The organism is Mesorhizobium sp. WSM4850, from assembly GCF_055811735.1.
This window is the reverse complement of the sequence record NZ_JBVVPV010000015.1, coordinates 42,661-63,890: the sequence shown is the minus strand read 5'-3', so window position 1 is coordinate 63,890 and position 21,230 is coordinate 42,661. Positions and strand designations below refer to the sequence as shown.

The following is a 21,230-nucleotide window of genomic DNA, read 5'->3' as shown; positions in this document are numbered from 1 at the left end:
ACATCCACAAGGCTACATACGGCGGCACGTTCACGGCGGACACCATGACTGACTTCATTCTGTTCGCCATTGTCGGCTTCCTCGCCCAGGCGGTTGACGGCGCGTTAGGCATGGCCTATGGCGCGATCTCCTCCACCGTGCTGCTCTCCTTCGGTGTTCCGCCGGCGCAGGCTTCCGCCGCGGTACACGCGGCGGAAGTGTTCACCACGGCCGCTTCCGGCACGGCGCACCACTACCACCGCAATATCGACTGGAAGCTGTTCTGGCGGCTTGCTCCTTTCGGCATTCTCGGCGGCTGCCTCGGCGCCTTCGTGCTGACCTCGTTCGACGGCGACATGGTGAAGCCCTACGTCACGACCTATCTCGCTGTGATCGGGCTCTGGCTGTTCCTCCGGTCGTTCCGCAAGATCCCCAGCAATCCGGTTCCTACCCGTCTTGTGGCGCCGCTGGGTACTGTAGGCGGCTTCCTCGACGCCGCAGGTGGCGGCGGATGGGGCCCGATGGTCGTGACCGGATTGCTCGGCGCCGGCGCGCCGCCCCGCTACGTGATCGGCACTGTCAATGCGGCCGAGTTCCTGATCACGCTAGCGGTGTCCGTCACCTTCATCGTCGCGCTCGTCAGTGGGCACTGGCAGGAAGCGGGGGCGCTGTCGACACATGCAAGCTCGGTGCTGGGGCTGATCGTGGGCGGCATAGTCGCCGCTCCGCTTGCCGGATGGGTGCTCAAGGCGATTGCCGAGCGGACGCTTTTGCGGCTCGTCGGCTGCCTGATCATGCTGCTCGCTTTGTTCCAGACCGCCCAACAACTGGGATTCGTCTGACCTGAGCAAGCGGACTACCCTTCTAAGCCTTCCCTTTGCTTCCGGACATCATGATCGGCGTAACCGAAGTGAATCGCGGACTGGAGGCGACTTGCCACCCTGGAAAACCTAACCTGCGCCACGAACAGCGTATGGCACGCCAGTGATCAACGTGTTTCCCATTTCCGCCTCGCCCGGCCCATCGGTCCTTTTACGCTCTGCTCGATGCAGTGACTGCTCTGCTCGATGCAGTGACTGATGACGGCGGCGATCAACATTGCTTCGCGTGCTCTTTTAGTGCCAATTCAATCGCCTGGCTTAGAGGCACCGCCTTGGAGAATAGGACGCCCTGAGCGGTTCTGCAGCCAAGCTTGTGCAGAATTTGCCGGTCTGCCTCTGTTTCGACGCCCTCGGCCATGACATCGATCCCGAGCGCCCGACCAATCGATCACCGTTTTGACAAGCAGCCGGTCCTCCCGAGACTTGGCTAGGCCGCGAATGAAGCCTTGGTCTATTTTCACCTTGCGTATCCGACTGTCCTTGAGAGATGCCAACGTGGAAAAGCCGGTGCCGAAGTCATCGAGCGCGATGGAAATGCCGGCATGTGAAAGGCGCCCGAGCTTTTCATCTACTCTGTCCGGGTCCACTGGGGATTCTTCGGTAATCTCGATTTCGAACATCGTTGCTGGGAGGTCTTTGCCGCCAGACCATTCAGAACTATGTCGTCGATATCGCCGGCTTCCAATTCGCGCGGTGACAATACCTCTTCGGGGCGACATTTAGGGCCTGCCGCGGGAAGCTGCCGCCTCTGCGTGCAGGGGCAGCGATTACTCCGGCGAATGAGGCCCTCTTTCATCGCGCAAGGTCCAAAGCTGCTGGTACGGTTTCATCGCCTAAGCATGGCCGAAATGCCATGCCGCATAAAGGGGGCATGTTGGGCGAACCGAAGCCCCACATGTCGTGCAAGCCGTGCCGCCGGGTGCTCGCTTGAGTAGAGTCCGACGAGAATGTTCGTGCCGTGGAAGAGCGGCGCCGCTGACAGGCGCAGCCACCTTTCGTATCCGTGCAGCATGTCGGGATCGGCAATCTCGCGACCGTCGCGACATGCTGTTAGGATTCCATAGGCGAGTTGCTTCTGGCCGCTGATACCGATGTTGAAACCATGCGCAGTCACCGGGTGCATGCCGATGGCAGCGTCGCCGATGAGTGCGGCGCTGGGAGCTCGGAATTTGTGCGCCCAAGTCGTGACCAGCGGATAGGTATGGCGCTTGCTTGCCAAGGTCATTTTTCCAAGGCGCCCTCGACACCGGTTCGTCAATTCCCTCAGAAACAAATGGTCGCTGAAGGCAAGCAGTCTATCGGCCTCGTTTGAGCGCAGGGTGAGCAGCAGCGACGACACTCCCTCCGCCAGGGGCAACATCGCTATCGTCTGATGGTGATCGAACCATTCGATTGCCACCTGGTGGTGGGGGCGCTCATGCCGCACCCGGCATATTAGCATCGAGTAGCCAAGCCGATTGATATCGGCGCCTATGCCGAGCAGATCACGAGTGGCCGACAGACGTGAATCGGCGGCAACCACAAGGCTAGCGTTCAACTGCACGCCATTAGACAGCGTTACGAGTGCTCCTGTGTGGCTGGTTGTTGCATCTACGACCGAGTGGCCGCACAGCAGCCGCGCGTGATTCTGCACGTGGATTGTCTTGAACAGCGCGTCGCGGATCCGGCAATTTGGGACCAAAACTCCGAGGGGTTCTCCAGACCCGCTGGGAGGATCGAAACGCAGAGCGAAAGGGCTCGAACCGTTGAGCACGCGCGCGCCGTGAAGCTGTGATTTGTCCGAAGCGGGGATGGCATCCCAGGCGCCGATCTCGCGAAGGATTCTGATCGAGGCGTGGGTCAGCGCGATTTCGCGGCCGTCAAAAGGCGGATTGGCGAGAGTATCAATTGGGTTCTGTTCGACAACTGCGACCTTGAGTTGGCTTTGAGCGAGTGATGCGGCGAAGCAAAGTCCGACCGGCCCCGCTCCAACGACAATGATGTCGAAGCTGTCATCGGAGTCGGCCATCAGCGTGGCGCCATCGCGTAGGCTCTCCAGTGCCCAAGCACGAGCTGCGAAATCAAAAAACGCCTCTGATGCCAGTTAAGCACGACGCGCACAAGCTATGGCCGCCTAAATAAGTGGCAAGCCGCCTCATCAGCGGCAGATGCTCACAAAGCCGTTGCTTGACGGCTGTAGCTGGCAAGTAAGCGGTCGATCGGGCCGTTGCTGCGGCGCGATCTCGCGATCCTGGGAACGGAACTGCTGCTGCTGCTGCTGATATTGCTGCCGCCGCAGCCTGTTCTCCAGCATCAGTAATTCGTTCTGCTCGACCAGCCCATTGCGATTGGCGGGGTTGAGGACTGGTGCCGAGGCGACTGGATCCGGCAACGTCGCCGTTCCCAGCATTCCCGACATGAAGATCGTCAATAGGCGAAATCGCGACATCCGTTCACTCCTGCAAACAAAACTTTGGCATACTCCGCTCACCTGGGCAGATAGCCAGCCAACCAACGGGTTTCTCACCTCGGCCATTCAGCTTTCCAGCAGCCACACTTGCATCGAGCCTTTTGCCCGATTGTTCCAGAGATAGTATGGCAGGGCGGTTAGCCGGCAGTCCGAAGCGATGGGGGGCGTATTTCTGTATAGGCTGTCTCCCCAGCCTTGGTCTTCGACGCGCTGCGCGGAGGCAGTCAGCGTGACCACGCCATCGAAAAGATCGCCCCGTTCCATCGTTTCGATCTTGGACTCTCGCGGTAGTGTGAGCTGCTGCACGGGCGCCCCGGGATTGTCGACCTCTTCAACGCAATAAACCAATGGTCCGCGCTTAAGCGCCACCCGGCCGATATCCTGCTTGACCGAGGGATGAGCATAGATGCGCTCGGGAGAAATCGGTAGTTCGAGGGCGATGGTGTCTCCGGCATTCCATAGCCGCGAGATCGCAAGATAGCCATTTCTGGTGCATGCCGTCACGTCGACTGCACATCCCCCGACCGAAGCTTCGGCTTCATGAGCCCAACCGGGAATGCGGAGGTTGATCGTGAACTCGGCCGGCGCGTCAGGGCTGACCTCGATCCTGATCGAGCCGAAAAATGGATAGGCGCTGGTTTCCCGCAGGAACACATTGCCCGTAGCGAGTTGAATGTTCGTCGAAACGCCGCCGTAGAGATGGAAGGCGATTGCGTTTTCACTGGCCGAGACGAAATAGCCTCCGATCGAAGCAATCAAACGAGACGAATTCATCGTGCAGCATGGGCATGAGTGCCAGGCCCATCTGCTGCGTCGCCCATCGCTCTCGAGCGGATTGGAGTAGAAATAGCGCTCGCCATCGCGCGAAAGGCCGGTCAGCGCGCCGTTGAACAACGCCTGTTCCAGAACGTCGGCGTATCGGCCGTCGAGTTCGAGATGCAGCATGCGATGTGCCCAGAAGATCAGGCCTACCGAGGCGCAGGTCTCCGCATACGCCGTATCGTTCGGCAGGTCGTGATCCTCAGTAAAGCCTTCATTCGCGGCAGCCGGACCCAAGCCGGACGTGATGTAGATTTTCGAGGAGATGACGTCGGCCCAGAGCACCTCGCATGCTTTCTTGAGGCTGTCGTCATTCAGTTCCGCCGCGAGGTCGGCCATGGCAGAAAGCATGTACATCGCTCGGACCGCATGTCCGACCACCTTAGTTTGCTCGCGCACCGGCCTGTGCGACTGGTTGTACTCATATCTTTTCGCCCTGAAATCCCTGGGGTTCTCCCCGCGCGCGACCGCTTCCTGATCGAAGTAGTGCGGCTGACGCCCGCGCTCATTCATGAAATAGGCCGCGAGGTCGAGATGCATTCTGTCTCCAGTCAAGCGATAGAGCTTAACGAGGGCCAGCTCGATTTCCTGATGGCCGCAATAGCCGCGCTTCTGGCCGGGGTTCGGGCCGAATGTCTTGCGCACATGGTCAACATACCGCTCAAGGATGTCCAGGAGCCGGCGCCGGCCCGTCGCGAGGAAGTAGGCGATACCGCCCTCGAGCAGATGTCCAAGATTGTAGAGTTCGTGATTGTCGCGCAGGTTGGTCCAGCGCTTGTCGGGCTCGCGCTGCAGGTACCAGCAGTTTAGATAACCGTCGGGAGCCTGCGCCTTTTCGAGATCATCGACAATGTTTTCGATCCATGCCTCGATGTCGGGATCACGCCTGTGTGACAGCGCGTAGGATGCTGCTTCTATCCACTTGCCGGCGTCGGAATCCCAGAACACCTGCCCGAAATCGTGCTCGTTGCCTGGGACGCTCAGTGGCAGCGACTGGTTCGGCAGTGTGAGGGACAGCAATACACCTTGCTTGCCAAGCTGGACGTGCTGGCTGGGAATGGTCCGTGTCAGCACCGTCTCCAGCCGCTCGCGCCAGAATTGCCCCTCCAGCGCGACATCAACGAACCGAACTGGCTTGAACTCGCTCATTCGAACGCATCGCAATGACATGCGCCGGCCTGCTCACGGCTTCGACAATGCCGGCGCCCCGGCGAACACGGCCAGCACCTGATACCGCTCAGCTTCCGTCCGGCTAGACATGCGTTCTCCCCTTGAAAAGACTCGTCCATTAATCAGGGCGGTGGGGAGACAGCACTGATCTGGGTCAGCCAGACACGACAAACCCGCGCCGCCGGTCTATCCGCTCCGTTGCACTTGGAACACGTACATCGCCAGCGCTCGTGCGGCCGTGGGAGGTACTTCGTGGCATCGGCCGCTTGCATGGCGGAATGGGCGACGCAGGCCCTCGGGTGACGGAATCAGCGTTCCGGCCTCTCGTCCCGGTCAATGAGGATCCGCTCGGCGGCTCCGTCGAGATCCTCGTATTGACCGCTCCTCAAGGCCCACAGGAAGCCGGACAGACCCAGCGCGCCGAGAAACAGAGCTACGGGCATGAGATAGATAAGCGTCGTCATGACAATCGTGCCAATGCGCCGATACTGGGACGTTTGCCCCGCGTACGAACCGTCTGCGTTGGGCTCGCGGCAATGCCTTGCAGCCTCAGCGCATTGCCAATGACAAGCAGTGACGAAGCCGACATCGCGATTGCGGCGATCAGCGGAGTGACGTGCCCCAGGATGGCGATAGGCACGGCAACAGCATTGTAGACAATTGCTATGGCGATGTTTTGCCGGATCAGTTGTCCGGCCTTTCGCGAGACGTCGAGGGCAAGGGATACTGCCGAAAGGCTTTCGCGCAGGAACACGAAATCCGCTGCTTTGCGGCCAACATCGGCCGCCGTGGCTGGAGCGATCGAGACGTGTGCCGCGCCCAGCGCAGGGGTGTCGTTGAGGCCGTCGCCAACCATCAGCACCTTGTGGCCGTCCTTCGACAGCGTTTCGATATGCTCGACCTTGCCCGAAGGAAGCAGCGCCGGAACAAAGTGATGGATGCCCAACATCGCCGCGACCTCGCCGCAGGCAGCTGCGGTATCGCCAGACAGCATTTCCACGGAGATGCAGGCGTTGTTCAATTGCTCGATGGCCTCTCTGGCGTCTGCACGCAGCGCGTCCTCGAAGACAAAAGACGCGACAATGATCCCATCTTTGGTCAGAACCGTTCCGCCGTATCCGCGTTCGCCGGCGGTTCGGGCCTTCCACCCGGCCCAGCCGCGCCGGCCAAGTCGCCAGGTGCTGCCAGCGGCGGTGGCTTCGATCCCGAAACCAGGGTGCTCGCTGACGGACTCGAGCTTCGGCTGACCGGCAAAGCCCGCAGAGCCGGCTATGGCCCTTGAGAACGGATGGCGGGAATGCACGGCCATGTCGCCTGCGATGGCCAGCATGGCCGGATCAATGGACGACGCGTTGACGAGCCGGGGCTGTCCGAGCGTAAGCGTTCCTGTCTTGTCGAACACCGCCGTGTCGATCGCCGCCAGACGCTCCATAGCCGAGCCATCCTTGACCATGACGCCGCTTTCGAACAGACGCCGCGCAGCGACCACCTGCACGATCGGCACGGCGAGACCGAGCGCACACGGGCAGGTGATGATGAGAACGGCGATGGCGATCGTTACAGCCTGGTGCCAATCGCCGGTCGCCGCCATCCAGCCAAGGAACGTCACCAAGGATGTCAGATGGACCACTGGAGCATAGAGCGCTGAAACGCGGTCGGCGATCCTGCGATAATGCGCGCGACCGCCCTCGGCGGCTTCCATCAGCCGGACCATTTCGGCCAGGAAGGAATCCTTTGCGGCGGCTGTTGCTTCGATGGTCAGCGGGCCCGTGAGATTGAGTGTGCCGGCCTGCACGGTTTCCCCTGACGACACGGTTCTGGGTGTGCTTTCACCGGAAACCAGTGAACAGTCGAGATCGGAAGAGCCTCGAATGATCTTGCCGTCGACGGGAATCCTTTCGCCGGCGGTGACCAGCAGTTGCAAGCCGGGTTCGATCTCCTCGACCGGCAGGTAGTCGCGCGAACCATCCTCGCGCAGCACCATGGCGCCCCGCGCCGCCAGCCGTGACAGGCCGTTCACCGCGGTCCGGGCACGCTCGCGCATCACGTGATCCAGCGTGCGGCCGATCAACAGGAAGAACAGCAGCGACACCGACGCATCGAAATAGGCGTGGTCGCCATGGTTGATGGTCTCGTAGAGGCTCATTGCGTAGGCGAGCGAAACGCCAACCGCAATCGGCACGTCCATGTTCATGCGACCGTGACGCAAAGCATTCCATGCCGAGCGGAAATAGATTCCGCCGGCAAAGGCGAGCGCCGGGATAGCGATCAGCGCCGAGACCCAATGGAACAGGTCACGCGTCGCGCCTTCAGCGCCTGACCAGACCGAGACGGAAAGCAGCATGATGTTGCCCGCAGCAAAGCCGGCGACCGCGACGGCCCGGATCAGCTCCGAAAGCGTCTTGTCCTTCTCGCCGACCTGCGGGTCGAACAGATGCGCCGCGTAGCCCAGCCGTCCAAGCGCGGCGGCGAATGGCGGAACCTCCACCCCACGCCACCGGATCGATACCCGTTTCGTCGACAGGTTGACCCGAACGCCCTCGACGCGATCGAGCTTTTCGAGAGCCGTCTCGATCGCCTGGATGCAGGCCGCGCAGTGAACCGTCGGCACCGACAGATCGGTCTGGCGAAGGTCATCGCCAAGCAAGCGGCTTGCCAACCCGATCTCCTGGCTCGACGGCAAGCTGGACGTCGCTCCGCCCACATCCAGCGCCATTTCAGCGCCCGGCGCACAGCAGCTCATTGCAGTGCTCCCTGAGAAATCATGATCCGGCGAACGTCGCGATAAGGTTCTGGCAGACCGGCATCGGTGTCGACTTCGACGATCCAGACGCCATCCCTTAGCGTGTGCTGGGCGGCAAATTCCTGGCCCGAGGCAGTGGCGAGAGTGACGGCTTTGTCCGCGCCCGCGTAGGCGGGATGACGAAACAGCACCTTGACACTGCGCAACGGAACCGGTTTGCCGGCGGCATCGCTGAGACTGTAGCGGACTTCACCCCAAGAGATCGTCAATTTGCCTGTCCAGCCGAGCGCCGCCTGAGCGCGGCCTTCCTCGGCCTTTCGATTGAATTGCTGGCTGGCCACATAGGTGTTTTCGACGACAAGACCGGTCCAGCTCGTGCTGGCGAGCGTTGCCATGGTCAGATTCACACCAACGATCACGCCGAAAAAACTGAGAATGATGAGCAACATATGCCTGCCGGTGAATTCGCGGGTTTTTTGCGTATTGGCGCTCATCTGGCGATCTCCGGGGCGTTGAAGGTGGCGGTGTATTCGTCCGTTTCGAAACTCGCCTTGTCCTCGACTAGGAATTTGAACGTTTGTGTTGCGCTTCCGACCTGGTCCGCCGGCTGACGCACGAAAACCTTCAGCATCTTCAGGCGGTCGGGTTCGACCGCGACGGCGAAGGACCGGTCTGCGGGAAGGTCGATACCAACGACGCTCATTTCGGCTCCCCGCAGGCCCTGCATCGTGACAACGATCGTCCTTGGCTCGGGGATCATGTTGAGCAGCTTGACGGAGTAGCCGTTGCGGATTGAACCGTCGGACAGCGTGACGAACTGCGGGTTGCGGTCGTGCAGAACGTTGACCTCGAGCCGGTCGCGCGTCAGCAGCGAATAGAGCAGCGCAATGCCGACCGCCGACCATGCACCCATGTAGATGAAGGTGCGCGGCCGAAAGATCTTGCGGATATGGAAATGGGCTAACCTGTCGGAGAAAGCGCCGCCGTCGGTCCGGACGAGCGACGGGTTCACCGAGCAGGAGCCGCCTGCAGTCGCTACCGTCATGTTGGCGTTGTAATCGGACAGCGTCGCATAGGAGATCAGCCCGCGCTCCTTGCCGAGCTTGTCCATGACGCTATCGCAGGCATCGATGCACAGCGCGCAAGTGATGCATTCGAGCTGCTGGCCATCGCGAATGTCGATCCCCATCGGGCAGACGGCGACACAGGCATTGCAATCGACGCAGTCTCCGACCGGCTGCCCCGCGGCCTGGACCTTTTTGGCGTGCCGCGAGCGAGGTTCGCCGCGCCAGTCATTGTAGGTCACGGTGAGCGAATTTTCATCGAGCATGGCCGCCTGAATGCGCGGCCACGGGCACATATAGGTGCAGACCTGCTCGCGCATCAGCCCGCCGAATGTGTAGGTGGTTGCCGTCAGCACGCCGATGGTGATGTAGGCGACCGGCGCCGCGGTGCCAACGAAGACCTCGCCAATCAGCATTGGCGCCTCGGCGAAATAGAAGATCCAGGCGCCGCCGGTCGCTGACGCTATGGCCAGCCAGATCGCGTGTTTCGATCCACGCAGCACAAGCTTGCGCGCGGTCCACGGTCCGGCGTCAAGTTTCATGCGGGCATTGCGATCTCCCTCGATCGCGCGCTCCACAACCAGAAACAGATCGACCCATACGGTCTGCGGACAGGTATAGCCGCACCAGGCTCTGCCGACTGTGGATGTGATTAGGAAAAGGCCGATGCCGGCCATCACGAGAAGGCCGGCCACATAGAAGAATTCCTGCGGCCAAATCTCGATGAAGAAGAAATAGAAGCGGCGGTTGGCAAGATCGATCAGCACGGCCTGATCGGGAGCAAACGGACCTCGATCCCAGCGCAGCCAGGGCGTCAGGTAGTAGATGCCCAGGGTGATCGCCATCACTAGCCACTTGAAGCGGCGAAAGCTGCCCGAGATTCGCTTCGGGAAAACCTTCTTGCGTGGGGCATAAAGCGGCTCACGGGTGTTGGGGGAGTCGATCGCTTCTGCTTCGGGCGGTTCTGTCTGCGTTTTATCACGCACTTAGCATCTCCAGTCCCGCTGCCGATGTCAGGGCCGCCCATCGAACAGCCTCGCCGTGGGCGGTCCGCCCCGTGTTGATGCAGGTCGCAGCCGGAATGGTGTCGAGGCCCGGCTCGCGCCGGGCCTCGTCGCTTGGCAGGGGGAGGCCGAGAATAGGCTTCCGTTCCTATTCTCCGCCGCCAAGCGAATGGACATAGACCGCAAGTTCCTTGACCTTGACCTCGCCGAGACGCCCACCCCAGGCCGGCATGACGCCTTGCTTTGGCGCGCGAACCTGCGCGGCAATAGCCGTCTCGCCCGCCCCGTAGAGCCAGATCGCGTCGGTCAGGTCGGGTGCGCCAAGCTCCGTGTTTCCCTTTGCATTATCACCATGACAGGCGGCACAATTCTCGGCGAAAACATTGCCGCCGGGTATGACCATTGCTTGATCGCCAACAGCGCCCGAGAGACTCGAGACATAAGCGCTGACCTGTGTAATCTGCTCGGGCGTAATGATGTCACCAAAGGGCGGCATTTCCGACAGGCGCGTGTCGGGGTCTGAGGCTACGCGGATGCCGTGCGTGATTGTCTGCTGGATCTGCTCGGCCTTGCCGCCCCACAGCCAATCGTCATCATTCAGGTTGGGAAAGCCCTTCGAACCCTGGGCGCCGGAGCCATGGCACTGAACGCAATTGACCTTGAAGGCGGCGCCACCGGCCGCGATAGCGAATCCGCGCAAAACTTCGTCGGCGGCAATCTCGGAGACAGTCTTCGCTTGAAGGGCGGCAACATACTTGCCCTTGGCGACCTCGGCCGCTGCCAGCTCATTCTTGACATCGTTGCGGCTTGAATAGACGAGCACGCCTCGGGTGGCGGAGCTTAGCATAGGCCATGCGGGATAGGCTATGGTGTAGCCGATCGCCCAGACTATGGTGACGTAGAAGGTGATCACCCACCAGCGCGGGAGCGGATTGTTGAGCTCCCTGATACCATCCCACTCGTGGCCGGTGGTGGAGATGCCCGACACTTCGTCGATATGTTCATCGCTCATGATCAGTCGTCCTTCAGAGGAATGCGGGCGGCTTCATCGGCCTGCTTGCCACTCCCGGGACGGAATGCGAAGGACACTACGCCGACGAAGAAGAGTGCCATGGCGAGCAGGGCCCAACTGTCGGCGAACTCTCTCATCCAGTTGTAATCCATGGGTGTTTCTCCTCAGCGGTAGCCGGCGGCTTCGTCATAGGTCTTGAAATCGACCAGCGTGCCGAGCATCTGCAGGTATGCGACCAAGGCATCCATCTCGGTGACCTGTTGCGGATTACCGTCGAAGTCGCCGAGCTTCGCCTTCGGATAGCGGCCTTCCAGGTCGGATGTGTCGGCATTGGGATCGGCCTGCGCAATCAGGTCACCTGCGGCGTGAGCGATCATGTCATCGGAGTAGGGGACACCGACGCGCCTGTTGGCGATAAGGTGCGTCGAGAAGTCCTTCACCTCGATCGCGGTATCCTTCAGGAAGGCATAGCTCGGCATGATCGATTCCGGCACCACCGAACGCGGCTCGACAAGATGCTGAACGTGCCACTCGTTCGAGTAGCGATCTCCGACCCTGGCGAGGTCCGGCCCCGTGCGCTTCGATCCCCACTGGAACGGGTGATCGTACATCGACTCGGCCGCCAGGCTGTAGTGACCATAGCGCTCGACCTCGTCACGGAACGGCCTGATCATCTGGCTGTGACAGAGGTAGCAGCCCTCACGCACATAGATGTTGCGCCCGGCGAGTTCGAGCGGGGAGTAGGGCCGCATGCCTTCGACCTTCTCGATCGTGTTGTCGAGATAGAAGAGCGGTGCGATTTCGACGATGCCACCGATCGTCACCACAAGGAGGGAACCAACGAGAAGAAGCGTGGCGTTCTTCTCGATAAGCGCGTGTTTGTTCATCAAGCCCATTTTTCAGGCTCCAGATCGCGCAGGTCGGACAGCGGCGATCGGACGCGGCATCGGATCCTCATCTCGTTGGTAGCCGAGGATTGTCATGGCGACATTCCATGCCATGATCAGGGCGCCGGACAGGTACATCGCGCCGCCGATGGCACGCATGATGTAGTACGGATGCATGGCGGCGACAGTTTCGGCGAAGGAGAAGACCAGAAAGCCCTGGTCGTCGTATTCGCGCCACATCAGGCCCTGCATGACGCCGGAGACCCACATCACCGCGGCGTAGACGACGATCCCCAGCGTTGCCAACCAGAAGTGCCAGTTCACTAGTCGCAGCGAATAGAGCCGCTCGCGGTTCCACAACTTCGGCACCATGAAATAGACTGCGCCGAACGAGATCATGCCGACCCAACCGAGTGCGCCGGAATGCACGTGCCCGATGGTCCAGTCGGTGTAGTGCGAGAGCGAATTGACCGTCTTGATCGACATCATCGGGCCTTCGAAGGTGGACATGCCATAGAAGGCTATGGCCATGACCATCATGCGGATGATCGGGTCCGTCCGCAGCTTGTCCCAGGCGCCGGACAGCGTCATCAGGCCGTTGATCATGCCGCCCCAGGAGGGCATCCAAAGCATGATCGAGAACGCCATGCCGAGCGTCTGCGCCCAGTCGGGCAAGGCGGTATAGTGGAGGTGGTGCGGGCCGGCCCAGATGTAGAGAAAGATCAGCGCCCAGAAGTGGATGATCGACAGCCGGTAGGAATAGACTGGCCGGTTCGCCTGCTTGGGCACGAAATAGTACATCATGCCAAGGAAGCCGGCGGTGAGAAAGAAGCCCACGGCATTGTGGCCGTACCACCACTGCGTCAAGGCGTCCTGGACGCCGGAGAAGGCTGAATAGCTTTTTGAGCCCACGAACGAGACTGGCATCGACAGGTTGTTGATCACATGCAGCATCGCGATGGTCACGATGAAGGACAGGTAGAACCAGTTGGCGACGTAGATGTGCGGTTCCCTGCGCTTCAGGATGGTGCCGAGGAACAGGACGAGGTAGGCGACCCAGACGATGGTCAGCCAAAGATCCACATACCATTCGGGCTCGGCGTATTCGCGGCTTTCGGTGATGCCGAGCAGGTAGCCCGTCGCAGCCATGACGATGAACAGCTGATAGCCCCAGAACACGAACCAGGCGAGATTGCCGCCGAACAGCCGGGCGCGGCAGGTGCGCTGTACGACATAAAGGGACGTGCAAAGCAGCGCATTGCCGCCGAAGGCAAAAACCACGCCGGATGTATGCAACGGCCGCAAGCGGCCAAAGTTGAACCAGGGCTCGACGCTGAGATCGGGATAGGCAAGCTGCAGCGCGATGACCACACCAACCAGCATGCCTACGACGCCCCAAAACACCGTCGCGAGGGCCCCGTAACGGATTGGACTGTCCATAAAAGCGGCGGGGTCTATCGGAACTGCAGGCTTGAACTCCGTATTGCGCAACAGGATCGCGGTGAAACCAGCTACGGCGAAGAACAACACCCACATATGCTGGCGGAATGGTTCATCTACGCCGAACCCGGCAGCCACCAGGGCCGCAAAAGCAAACAGGCTTAGAAGCACGATCTCTGTGCCGAATTTCATCGCAAATACCCATCTCGAACCCGGCGGACGCCAAATCCGCTGTGCATCAATTGCGCAGCCGCCGCCTGCTCGCCCTGATCCATGTCAGGGGGCCGCACGATTTTTCGGCAGCTAGGTTGACCTTCACGGCGGCCGGTGCGCTACGCCAACCGCCTGCCCGACCAGATCGAGCTGACGATCGTCGCAACCAAGAAGGACAAGCCAACCCACTGGGTGCCAGGAAGATTAGGGAGCTCCTGATTAGGAGGCTCGCCGGCGATGTCCGCATCCCCTCGAAGAGCACGGCGCATGCCTGCTCGATCGTCACGGCCTGTAAAGCGCGCCCGTCAGCGGCAGCGCTTCGGCACGCAACTATCACCAACGCGTTATGGTGCACGGATTTCTAAGGGGAGTTCCGGCGGGCGATGGTCGAATTGTGACGGTCACCGACCAGGCCTCGCGCTACCTGCTCGCCTGCGAAGCGCTCGAATCGAAGAAGGAAGGACCGGTCATCGAGGCCGCCATCCGCCTGTTCAGGGAACGCGGCCTGCCTTCCGCCATCAGGAGCGACAACGGCCTGTACCTTCTCTTCGCCGAACGGCCTCTATAACCTGTCCAGGCTGTCGGTCTTCTGGCTCAGGCTCGGCATCGCCATCGAGCGCAGCCGGCTCATGCTGTCCACCATCACATGGCGTGTGTTCTCGATCCGAATCACGCCGTCAGCCCGCAATTGCGTCAGCTGCCGGCTCACAGTCTCGTTCGTAATTCCAAGAAAATCAGAGATCTCGGCGCGCGTCAGCGGCAGATCGAAGGACGCTGACCTGGCTACCGGGTCAACACCGGAATCCATATTCCGAGCGATCATGAGGAGAAAACTCGCCACCTTTTCCGATGCGGTCTTGCGCCCCAACGTCACCAGCCACTCGCGTGCTTCATCGAGCTCATTCAGCGTCTGCTTGAGCAGGCGATGCTCGAATTCCGGCGACCCCTTCATCATCCGTTCGACGGCTGCCCTTGGAAACGAGCACAGCGTGACAGCTGTCACCGCTTCCGCATTGATCGAGCTTTCCACCTTAAAAGGACGTCCCAGAAAATGCGGAGCAAACTGGAGACCGACGATCTGCTGGCGACCATCGGAAAGGCTCTTTGTCAGCTTAACCACGCCTGAAACCAGGTTCGAATAGCTGTCGACCGCCTGTGCGTCGCCGATCAGTTCCACTCCTGACTCGATCTGGCGCCGCGAGCAAGTCTTGGCGAGCCCAACCAAATCGTCTGGACGAAGCGAACCGCAGACGCCGCGATGCCGTGCTTCGCAATGGACGCAAAGAACGGGGATACCGGAAGTGTAAATGTCTCGCCGTACTGACATGCGCTCGCTCAACCCGATCCCAAGCGCCGGCAGGATACCAATCTAAGGTAGAAAAATCCTTGCGGCAGTTTGTCCGAGTTGCTGATTGACCGAAATCAGAGCTTTGGCTTGCCAATAAGCCCAGAGTTCCAGCGATGCAAACATGGTGGACCACGACATGCAGTCCGAATTAGCTGCCCGGGTTGGCGAGAACGTCCCGCGTTATACCAGTTATCCGACTGCACCGCATTTCCACACGGGCGTCAATCCTGCGGTTTATCGTGGCTGGCTGGAGGCGCTCAAAAGTGGCGGCGAGATCTCGCTCTATCTGCACATCCCCTATTGCGACAGACTCTGCTGGTTCTGTGCGTGTCATACCAAACAGACGCGCCACTATGAGCCGGTGACGGCCTATCTGCGCTCGCTACACGCGGAGATCGCGACGGTTGCGGGACTCGTCAGCGGCAAGGGCCATGTCCGCGCAGTCCACTTCGGCGGCGGTTCGCCCACCATGCTGAAGCCCGGGGACATGGTGGCGCTTGGCGCGTTCTTGCGGGACAGCTTCGATTTTGTCCCGGACACAAAAATCAGCGTCGAGATCGATCCAAACGACATGGATGAGGCGCGCCTTGATGCGCTGGCCGAAATCGGCATGACCAGGGCGAGTCTCGGCGTCCAGGATTTCGAGCCAAAAGTGCAAAAGGCAATCAACCGCGAGCAAAGCCTTTTGCGAACGAAAGCTGTCGTCGACGGAGTTCGCTCCCGCGGCGTCGGTTCCGTCAATCTGGACCTGCTTTACGGATTGCCTCACCAGAGCAGGGAGAGCGTCTGTTCCACCGTAGCGCAGGCGCTGACCCTGGAACCGGACAGGATGGCGCTGTTCGGCTACGCGCATGTGCCCTGGTTCAAGAAGCATCAGACGATAATCAAAGAGGCGTGGCTGCCTGGCCCCACGGAGCGCTTGGCGCAATCGCAACTTGCCGCGCGAGCGATTGTGGACAAGGGGTATGAAGCAATAGGGCTCGATCATTTCGCCAAGCCAGGCGATGCCTTGGCGATAGCGGCCCGCGCAGGGGCTTTGCATCGCAATTTTCAGGGCTACACGGAGGATCGCTGCGAGACACTGATCGGGCTTGGCCCTTCGTCCATCGGCCGTTTTCGCCAGGGCTACGTGCAGAACAATATTTCAACCGCCGAGTACGGAAGTATGGTCGCGCATGGCGGGCTGGCGGTTGTCCGCGGTATCGCGCTTTCCGACGACGACCGCGTTCGCGGCTGGATCATCGAGAGGCTAATGTGTGATTTCGCCTTCTCGGCAGTCGACATGGTGGAACGCTTCGGCAAAGCCGGCCAGAAGCTCCTTCTTGAGTCGAGTACCATGGCCCTCCACGATCCCGTTCGATTGCTCGAACTGGATGGCGACCGTTTCGTCGTGCCGGCTGAAAGTCGCCCATTCGTCCGAAGCATCGCGGCCAGGTTCGACAAATATTTCCAAAGCGGAAGGGCCAGGCACTCGGTTGCAGTTTGAGCCAAAGAGTGCGGTCGCGGTGACGTGCTCCCCTGTTTGCCTCCATTTGTGAGTGAGCCTGTTCACGTGTGATCCTTGACGGATCGGGTTACATATTCAAGCGGAGTTAGCCCATCGAGGCTCGTGTGCGGGCGGTTCACTCATTGCCTCGGTTACTCGGAATCTGAGCGTGCCAGACGCCGCGACTTCTCCGGCATGCTGGACGTCGGCAAACCTTCTTTTCTGGCCTTGGCAAACGCTCGGTCGCCTTCCAGAAACCCCGCCAGCATGAAAGGGATGAGTTCTGCCACCGTTTCAGACTCGCCATAGGCCTGACGATAAAGGGCAGCATACTCCTTGAGCGCTTGGCCCAACTCCGCGCTGACGGTGATGGTAATCTTCGAAGGTGTTCGGTCTGGAAGCTTTCCAAGTTTCAAGTTGGCCATATTCACTCCCGCTCAACTTGCGTATGGCCGCAGCACCAGATCCTTGTGCACGATGACGCGCAGTGGCCAACCTGGGCGGATGGTGATGGTGGGCTGAACATTGAGGTTCTTCTCGGTGATGCGCTGGCCGGCTTGACTGACGTTCTGCTGAGTGGATTCCCGGATCGCTTTGACCAGATCGCTTTCGTTTTCTCCAAAACTTAACTCGGTGCCGACGCCCAGCAATGTGGCCAGCGCGACTCCCTTGATCAGCTGCCAGGTGTGGAAATCGATCTTGTCCTCGAGCCCGGCATAGCCGGCAGTGTCTGTCGCCGGCAGATTGTCGATTTCGATCGAAGAACCGTCTGGCAGTATTATTCGCTGCCAAACCAGAAGCGCCCGTTTTTGCCCAAAAGCGACGACGCTGTCATAGGTCCCGATCAGCCGCGAGCCTTGCGGGATAAGCAGGATGCTGCCGGTGAGCGTATCGTGCACGTTCTCGGTGACCTGCGCGACGACAAACCCGGGCAAGTCGGAATTTATGCCGGTGATGAGACTTGCGGCGATCACGCTGCCGGCCATGAGCTGATTTGGCGAAGCTGGCGTCTGCAATGCATGCGGGTTGTAGATCCCGCTGGTGTTGCGCTGGCTGACAAAATCGAGCTTGCGTTGTTGATTGTTCTGATCGCCCTCAGCCGGGGCAACGGAATCTGACGGCCGAGCGGCATCAGATTGCGGAGGCGCCCCGAACGGCTGCTGGGCACTTTTCGCGTTACCGCCGATGCCCGCCTCCATGGGTCGATTTTCAATGCGGAAGAAGACTTGTGATTCGCGCGCCTCAATCGCCTGCTGGGCAACGCGCTGCTCCTCGGCGGAGTTGTCCTGCCCTGGCGCGATGCCGAGCTGTCGCCGCCGCTCAAGGATGGGGCGACCGAGGTCGCCCGGCAGTGGTGGTCCAAGCACAGGAGGGTTCGGCTTCACTCCGGAATAGTCCTTGGGAAGTGTTTCAAGTCCTTCAGGGGTTGGCTTGCGGTCAGTGTTGTAGAGATCTTCCGCCTGTTCTTTGAAGCGAAGCGCCGGTCCCTGCAGCGCCATCATCGTGACGCCCAGGATGGCACCGGACCCAACGGCAGCGATGGCGATGATCACGCCGCGCCTGAACCGCACGGCGCGGCGGGGCGAGGCCCGTAACTGCAGCTGCTCGGGATCGAGTTTTGGCGGAGCATTGGATGGGGAAGTGTCGGTCATAAGGCCCCTCTCCTCACCTGCTGGAGCGCGCAAAGAGAGATACGCGACGCGACGGTTGCCGGCCGTCCGTCCTTGTGATGCGCACCACTTGCTGCTGCTTGGTGCCGAGGCGTAGTTCGGCCGCGGCGAAGAGCCGATCGACAATGTAGTAGTTGCCGCGCATGCGGTAGTTGACGAGCTGGTTGTCCCCGTCAGAGCCGACGATGAAGAGTGGCGGGGCCTCTCCCTGATCTATGCGGCGCGGGAACTCGATATAGACCTTGCTGCCATCATCGAAGGCTCGCGTCGGTCTCCAGGGCGGTGTGTCGCCCCTAATCGAGTAGCGAAAGCGAATGTTTTCGAGCGCCACGTTCGACGCCACCGGCATGGTAGCCTCGGCCTGAGCGTTACGCTGGCGGAGCGCGACGATCTGGTCCTCGCTGTACGTCCAGGAGATCGCCGCCATAGCGGTCTTATCCGTGCTTTGAAGCTGCAAATGGTAGGTGCGTCGTTCCGTGGTGATCACCAGATTGGTGCTAAGCCCCGGCGCGAAGGGTTTTACCAGCACATGGGTGCGCTGGTCGTCGCCGGTGCCGCTGACGGTATCGCCGATGACCCAGCGCACCGTGTCCCCGGCTGACACGGCTGTCAGTTTCTCGCCCGGCTGTAGGGCGATGTCGGTGACGCGCTCCGGCGCGGCATAGAGCTGATAAAGCGCGCCATCGGTGAAGGGATAGACCTGCACCGCATTGACGTAGCCGTACCGGGTGGGTTGCTGCGTCGCCGCCTTGTTGGCGTCGGCGACGCGTTCTTCAGGAGAGCGCTTGTCGTCGGCGATTTTGCCCGGTTCTGGCTGCAACTGGCCGGGGAGCGGCAACGGCTTTGGCACCTCGACTATCTTGACCGGTGTCTCTGGCGCCTTCTCGATTGCCGCTGCTTTGAAGTCGGCAGCATCATACGAAATCTCAGGCGGCACCGGCTTCGATGCGCAGGCCGAGAGAACTGCTGCCGATGCGGATAGGATCAGCGCGGCACGGAACGATTGGGCTCTATTTGTCATCGGCGGGCTCCTTCGGGGAAACGGATGTCGGTGCGGCACTGTCGAGCTCGCGCGACCAGTCGATGGCGTTGATGAATACACCGAGCGGATTGTTGCGCAGCTGATCCGTATTGCTTGGCGGGCGGATCACGATGGTGAGGATCGCGGTCCAGCGCGTGGTGCTGGCAAGGCTGCCGCGATCAAAGACCTGCTCAGTCCATTTGACCTGGAACGAGCTGTCGGAAGCCCTGACCACGCTGGTCACCTGGACGGACACGCTGCGCGTTCCGATCTGACCGAAGGGATCGTTTGCCTTGGCGTACTCATTGAGGAAGAGTGCCGCACGGTCGGTGGCAAGGTCGTAAGCCGCCAGCCAGTTCTGCCGCACCAGCACCGGATCAGTGGAGACGGAACGGACATTCTGGATGAAGCGGCCGAGGTGCCAGGCTATCTCGGCGTCGGAGGGCTCGTAGTCTTGGATAGCCGGCGCGACGGCGCGTGCCTCGCCGAAGCGGTCGACCTCGACGACGTAAGGCACAACACGGCTCTGCATCGACTGCCATACGAGTCCGCCAGAGAGCCCGGTCGCCAAGGCCAGACAGCCGAGGGCCATGAGCCGCCAGTTCCTAGCCTGTACTCGAGATGAGCCGATGCGCTCGTCCCATAGCTGGGCGGCCTTTTGATACGGCGTGACCGGTTCGGGTGTCTTGCCGTAACGTTGAACGGGTCGCTTGAACAGCATCTAGTCATCCTTGTCGTTGAGAGAGGGATTGGCGCTGCCTCCCGGCCTGTCGCCTTCACGGACAGCCTGCATGGCGGCGTGGCGGTGGGCACGGGCGGTCTGTTCGGAACGCAAGCGCCTTGCCCACGTCGGAGCGGCATTAGGATCTGCAGCGGTTGGGTTTCCAGTCATGGACGCGGTGGGCGCACCACCGGTCGCGGTCCATGCCGCTTCCCGGCCGGCATCGGCGCTGCGCCCGAACGTTCCGGCGGCAGCTCTTGCTGCTCGCATCGCGGAGCCGCCGGCGGCACTGGTCACGCCCTGCAATCCAGCAGCCACACCGGACAGGCCGGTGTGGGGCGAGGTTGCTCGCCCGATCTGCCAGGCCGTTAAAGCAGCCGATCCCATCGTTGTGCCGGCCCGAATTGCGGCGAGACTGCCGCCGGCTGCCATGCGCGCGCCAGCAAATGCCGTGCCTCCGGCAACGAGCGATGCACCAGCAGCCGCCGCAGTCGTGCCAAGTGCGGCGCCCGCGCCAAGCTGCGGCGCGCCGGACACTAGACCCGACGCGATGCCGGGCCCAAAGATGCCGAGCCCAAGCAACGCCAGCGCGCCCAGCACCTGTGACATCGCGGCGGCCAGGTCCGGCTCCTTGCCTTGCAGCGCGGAAGCAAACTCGCCGAAGAGTGTGGAGCCGATGCCGACGATGACGGCAAGTACCATCACCTTGATGCCTGAAGAGATGACATTGCCGAGCACGCGTTCGGCCAGAAACGCCGATCGATTCCAGAGTGCGAAGGGAACCAGAACAAAGCCGGCAAGCGTGGTTAGCTTGAACTCAAGGATTGTGATGAACAGCTGAATGGAAAGGATGAAGAAGGCGATGATGACCAAGAACCAGGCCATGAGCAGCACGAAGATGGTCAGCGCGTTGACGAAGATTTCTGGAAAGCCGAGCAGCTGACTTGCCTGATCAAGCAGCGGCCAAGCGCCTTCGAAACCGGTCGCGGCGATGCGGCCCGGGCGCAGGAGATTGTCTGGGGAGAGATTGCCGGAGGACGCGTTGATGCCGAGCCCGGCAAAGGAGCGATAGATGATGTCGGCGAGGTTCTTAAAATTATTCAAGATGAAGGCGAAGACGCCGACATAGAGCACCTTGCGGGTAAGCCGGCCGAGAATGTTGGGCTCGTCGCCGAGCGCCCAGGCCAGCCCGGCCAGCGTGATGTCGATGCCGATCAGGATGGTGGTGAGGAAGGCGACGTCGCCCGAAAGCAGACCGAACCCGCTATCAATGTAGCGGATGAAGGTCTCCATGAAGCGATCGATGACGCCAAGGTCGTTCAT

The 21,230-nt window shown here is 60.9% G+C and carries 20 protein-coding genes and 3 pseudogenes; 4 read left to right on the top strand and 19 right to left on the bottom strand.

Translation table 11 applies throughout. The annotated features are described in order from the left end of the window. Positions 1–44 precede the first annotated feature (44 nt). Positions 45–821, top strand: a complete 777-nt coding sequence (locus tag AC0L2Z_RS16680; protein ID WP_065010507.1) for a sulfite exporter TauE/SafE family protein — start codon at positions 45–47, stop codon at positions 819–821. A 250-nt stretch (positions 822–1,071) separates the two neighbouring features. Here AC0L2Z_RS16680 and AC0L2Z_RS16675 read toward each other — a convergent pair whose 3' ends face one another. From AC0L2Z_RS16675 to ccoN, 13 genes and pseudogenes are all read right to left on the bottom strand, one after another. Continuing rightward, positions 1,072–1,245 carry an EAL domain-containing protein gene (locus AC0L2Z_RS16675; protein WP_473628832.1) on the bottom strand — a complete coding sequence of 58 codons (174 nt, stop codon included), beginning with the start codon at positions 1,243–1,245 and terminating at the stop codon, positions 1,072–1,074. 58 nt (positions 1,246–1,303) lie between these two features. After that, positions 1,304–1,480: pseudogene (locus tag AC0L2Z_RS16670) on the bottom strand (EAL domain-containing protein); the annotation flags it as partial. A 206-nt stretch (positions 1,481–1,686) separates the two neighbouring features. Next, entirely contained in the window at positions 1,687–2,868 is a 1,182-nt protein-coding gene (gene ubiM, locus AC0L2Z_RS16665; protein WP_473479543.1) for a 5-demethoxyubiquinol-8 5-hydroxylase UbiM, read from the bottom strand. Positions 2,869–2,997: 129 nt separating this feature from the next. Further along, positions 2,998–3,375 carry a hypothetical protein gene (locus AC0L2Z_RS16660; RefSeq protein ID WP_473479540.1) on the bottom strand — a complete coding sequence of 126 codons (378 nt, stop codon included), beginning with the start codon at positions 3,373–3,375 and terminating at the stop codon, positions 2,998–3,000. After that, entirely contained in the window at positions 3,376–5,277 is a 1,902-nt protein-coding gene (locus tag AC0L2Z_RS16655; RefSeq protein ID WP_473479538.1) for a glycoside hydrolase family 127 protein, read from the bottom strand. Positions 5,278–5,606: 329 nt separating this feature from the next. Further along, positions 5,607–5,762, bottom strand: a complete 156-nt coding sequence (ccoS, locus tag AC0L2Z_RS16650) for a cbb3-type cytochrome oxidase assembly protein CcoS (RefSeq protein ID WP_473479536.1) — start codon at positions 5,760–5,762, stop codon at positions 5,607–5,609. Next, entirely contained in the window at positions 5,759–8,041 is a 2,283-nt protein-coding gene (locus AC0L2Z_RS16645) for a cation-translocating P-type ATPase (protein ID WP_473479534.1), read from the bottom strand. Before AC0L2Z_RS16645 ends, ccoS begins: the two co-directional genes overlap by 4 nt. After that, entirely contained in the window at positions 8,038–8,535 is a 498-nt protein-coding gene (locus tag AC0L2Z_RS16640) for a FixH family protein (protein WP_473479532.1), read from the bottom strand. The genes AC0L2Z_RS16645 and AC0L2Z_RS16640 overlap by 4 nt, the downstream gene beginning before the upstream one ends. Next, positions 8,532–10,091: a cytochrome c oxidase accessory protein CcoG gene (ccoG, locus tag AC0L2Z_RS16635; protein WP_473628794.1), complete on the bottom strand. Its 1,560-nt coding sequence runs from the start codon at positions 10,089–10,091 to the stop codon at positions 8,532–8,534. The genes AC0L2Z_RS16640 and ccoG overlap by 4 nt, the downstream gene beginning before the upstream one ends. Positions 10,092–10,257: 166 nt before the next feature. Then, positions 10,258–11,121: a cytochrome-c oxidase, cbb3-type subunit III gene (gene ccoP, locus AC0L2Z_RS16630; RefSeq protein ID WP_473518580.1), complete on the bottom strand. Its 864-nt coding sequence runs from the start codon at positions 11,119–11,121 to the stop codon at positions 10,258–10,260. 2 nt (positions 11,122–11,123) lie between these two features. Beyond that, the gene (locus AC0L2Z_RS16625) at positions 11,124–11,273 is read right to left on the bottom strand and encodes a cbb3-type cytochrome c oxidase subunit 3 (protein WP_473518579.1); all 150 of its coding nucleotides are present in this window, start codon (positions 11,271–11,273) and stop codon (positions 11,124–11,126) included. 12 nt (positions 11,274–11,285) lie between these two features. Next, a complete protein-coding gene (ccoO, locus tag AC0L2Z_RS16620; RefSeq protein ID WP_473518578.1) occupies positions 11,286–12,017 on the bottom strand; it encodes a cytochrome-c oxidase, cbb3-type subunit II in 732 nt (243 codons plus the stop codon). Positions 12,018–12,020: 3 nt separating this feature from the next. Further along, the gene (gene ccoN / locus AC0L2Z_RS16615) at positions 12,021–13,640 is read right to left on the bottom strand and encodes a cytochrome-c oxidase, cbb3-type subunit I (RefSeq protein ID WP_473518577.1); all 1,620 of its coding nucleotides are present in this window, start codon (positions 13,638–13,640) and stop codon (positions 12,021–12,023) included. Between the two features lie 123 nt (positions 13,641–13,763). On the opposite strand from ccoN, the pseudogene AC0L2Z_RS16610 reads away from it, so the two are divergent. Both AC0L2Z_RS16610 and AC0L2Z_RS16605 read left to right on the top strand, forming a co-directional pair. Further along, positions 13,764–13,934: pseudogene (locus AC0L2Z_RS16610) on the top strand (IS481 family transposase); the annotation flags it as partial. A 62-nt stretch (positions 13,935–13,996) separates the two neighbouring features. Further along, positions 13,997–14,287: pseudogene (locus tag AC0L2Z_RS16605) on the top strand (DDE-type integrase/transposase/recombinase); the annotation flags it as partial. Here AC0L2Z_RS16605 and AC0L2Z_RS16600 read toward each other — a convergent pair. Then, positions 14,224–14,988: a Crp/Fnr family transcriptional regulator gene (locus AC0L2Z_RS16600; RefSeq protein WP_473518589.1), complete on the bottom strand. Its 765-nt coding sequence runs from the start codon at positions 14,986–14,988 to the stop codon at positions 14,224–14,226. The pseudogene AC0L2Z_RS16605 and the gene AC0L2Z_RS16600 sit on opposite strands and share 64 nt — an antisense overlap. A 157-nt stretch (positions 14,989–15,145) precedes the next feature. On the opposite strand from AC0L2Z_RS16600, the gene hemN reads away from it, so the two are divergent. Further along, the gene (gene hemN / locus AC0L2Z_RS16595) at positions 15,146–16,495 is read left to right on the top strand and encodes an oxygen-independent coproporphyrinogen III oxidase (protein ID WP_473518576.1); all 1,350 of its coding nucleotides are present in this window, start codon (positions 15,146–15,148) and stop codon (positions 16,493–16,495) included. Positions 16,496–16,647: 152 nt separating this feature from the next. Here hemN and AC0L2Z_RS16590 read toward each other — a convergent pair whose 3' ends face one another. The 5 genes from AC0L2Z_RS16590 to trbL are packed head-to-tail and all read right to left on the bottom strand — an operon-like array spanning position 16,648 to position 21,230. Continuing rightward, positions 16,648–16,920: a DUF2274 domain-containing protein gene (locus tag AC0L2Z_RS16590; RefSeq protein WP_473479515.1), complete on the bottom strand. Its 273-nt coding sequence runs from the start codon at positions 16,918–16,920 to the stop codon at positions 16,648–16,650. Between the two features lie 12 nt (positions 16,921–16,932). After that, positions 16,933–18,147: a TraB/TrbI/VirB10 family type IV secretion system protein gene (locus AC0L2Z_RS16585; protein WP_473518575.1), complete on the bottom strand. Its 1,215-nt coding sequence runs from the start codon at positions 18,145–18,147 to the stop codon at positions 16,933–16,935. A gap of 13 nt (positions 18,148–18,160) precedes the next feature. Beyond that, positions 18,161–19,186: a P-type conjugative transfer protein TrbG gene (gene trbG / locus AC0L2Z_RS16580; RefSeq protein WP_473518574.1), complete on the bottom strand. Its 1,026-nt coding sequence runs from the start codon at positions 19,184–19,186 to the stop codon at positions 18,161–18,163. Then, positions 19,176–19,907: a conjugal transfer protein TrbF gene (trbF, locus tag AC0L2Z_RS16575; RefSeq protein ID WP_473518573.1), complete on the bottom strand. Its 732-nt coding sequence runs from the start codon at positions 19,905–19,907 to the stop codon at positions 19,176–19,178. Before trbF ends, trbG begins: the two co-directional genes overlap by 11 nt. Next, a complete protein-coding gene (gene trbL / locus AC0L2Z_RS16570) occupies positions 19,908–21,230 on the bottom strand; it encodes a P-type conjugative transfer protein TrbL (protein WP_473518572.1) in 1,323 nt (440 codons plus the stop codon).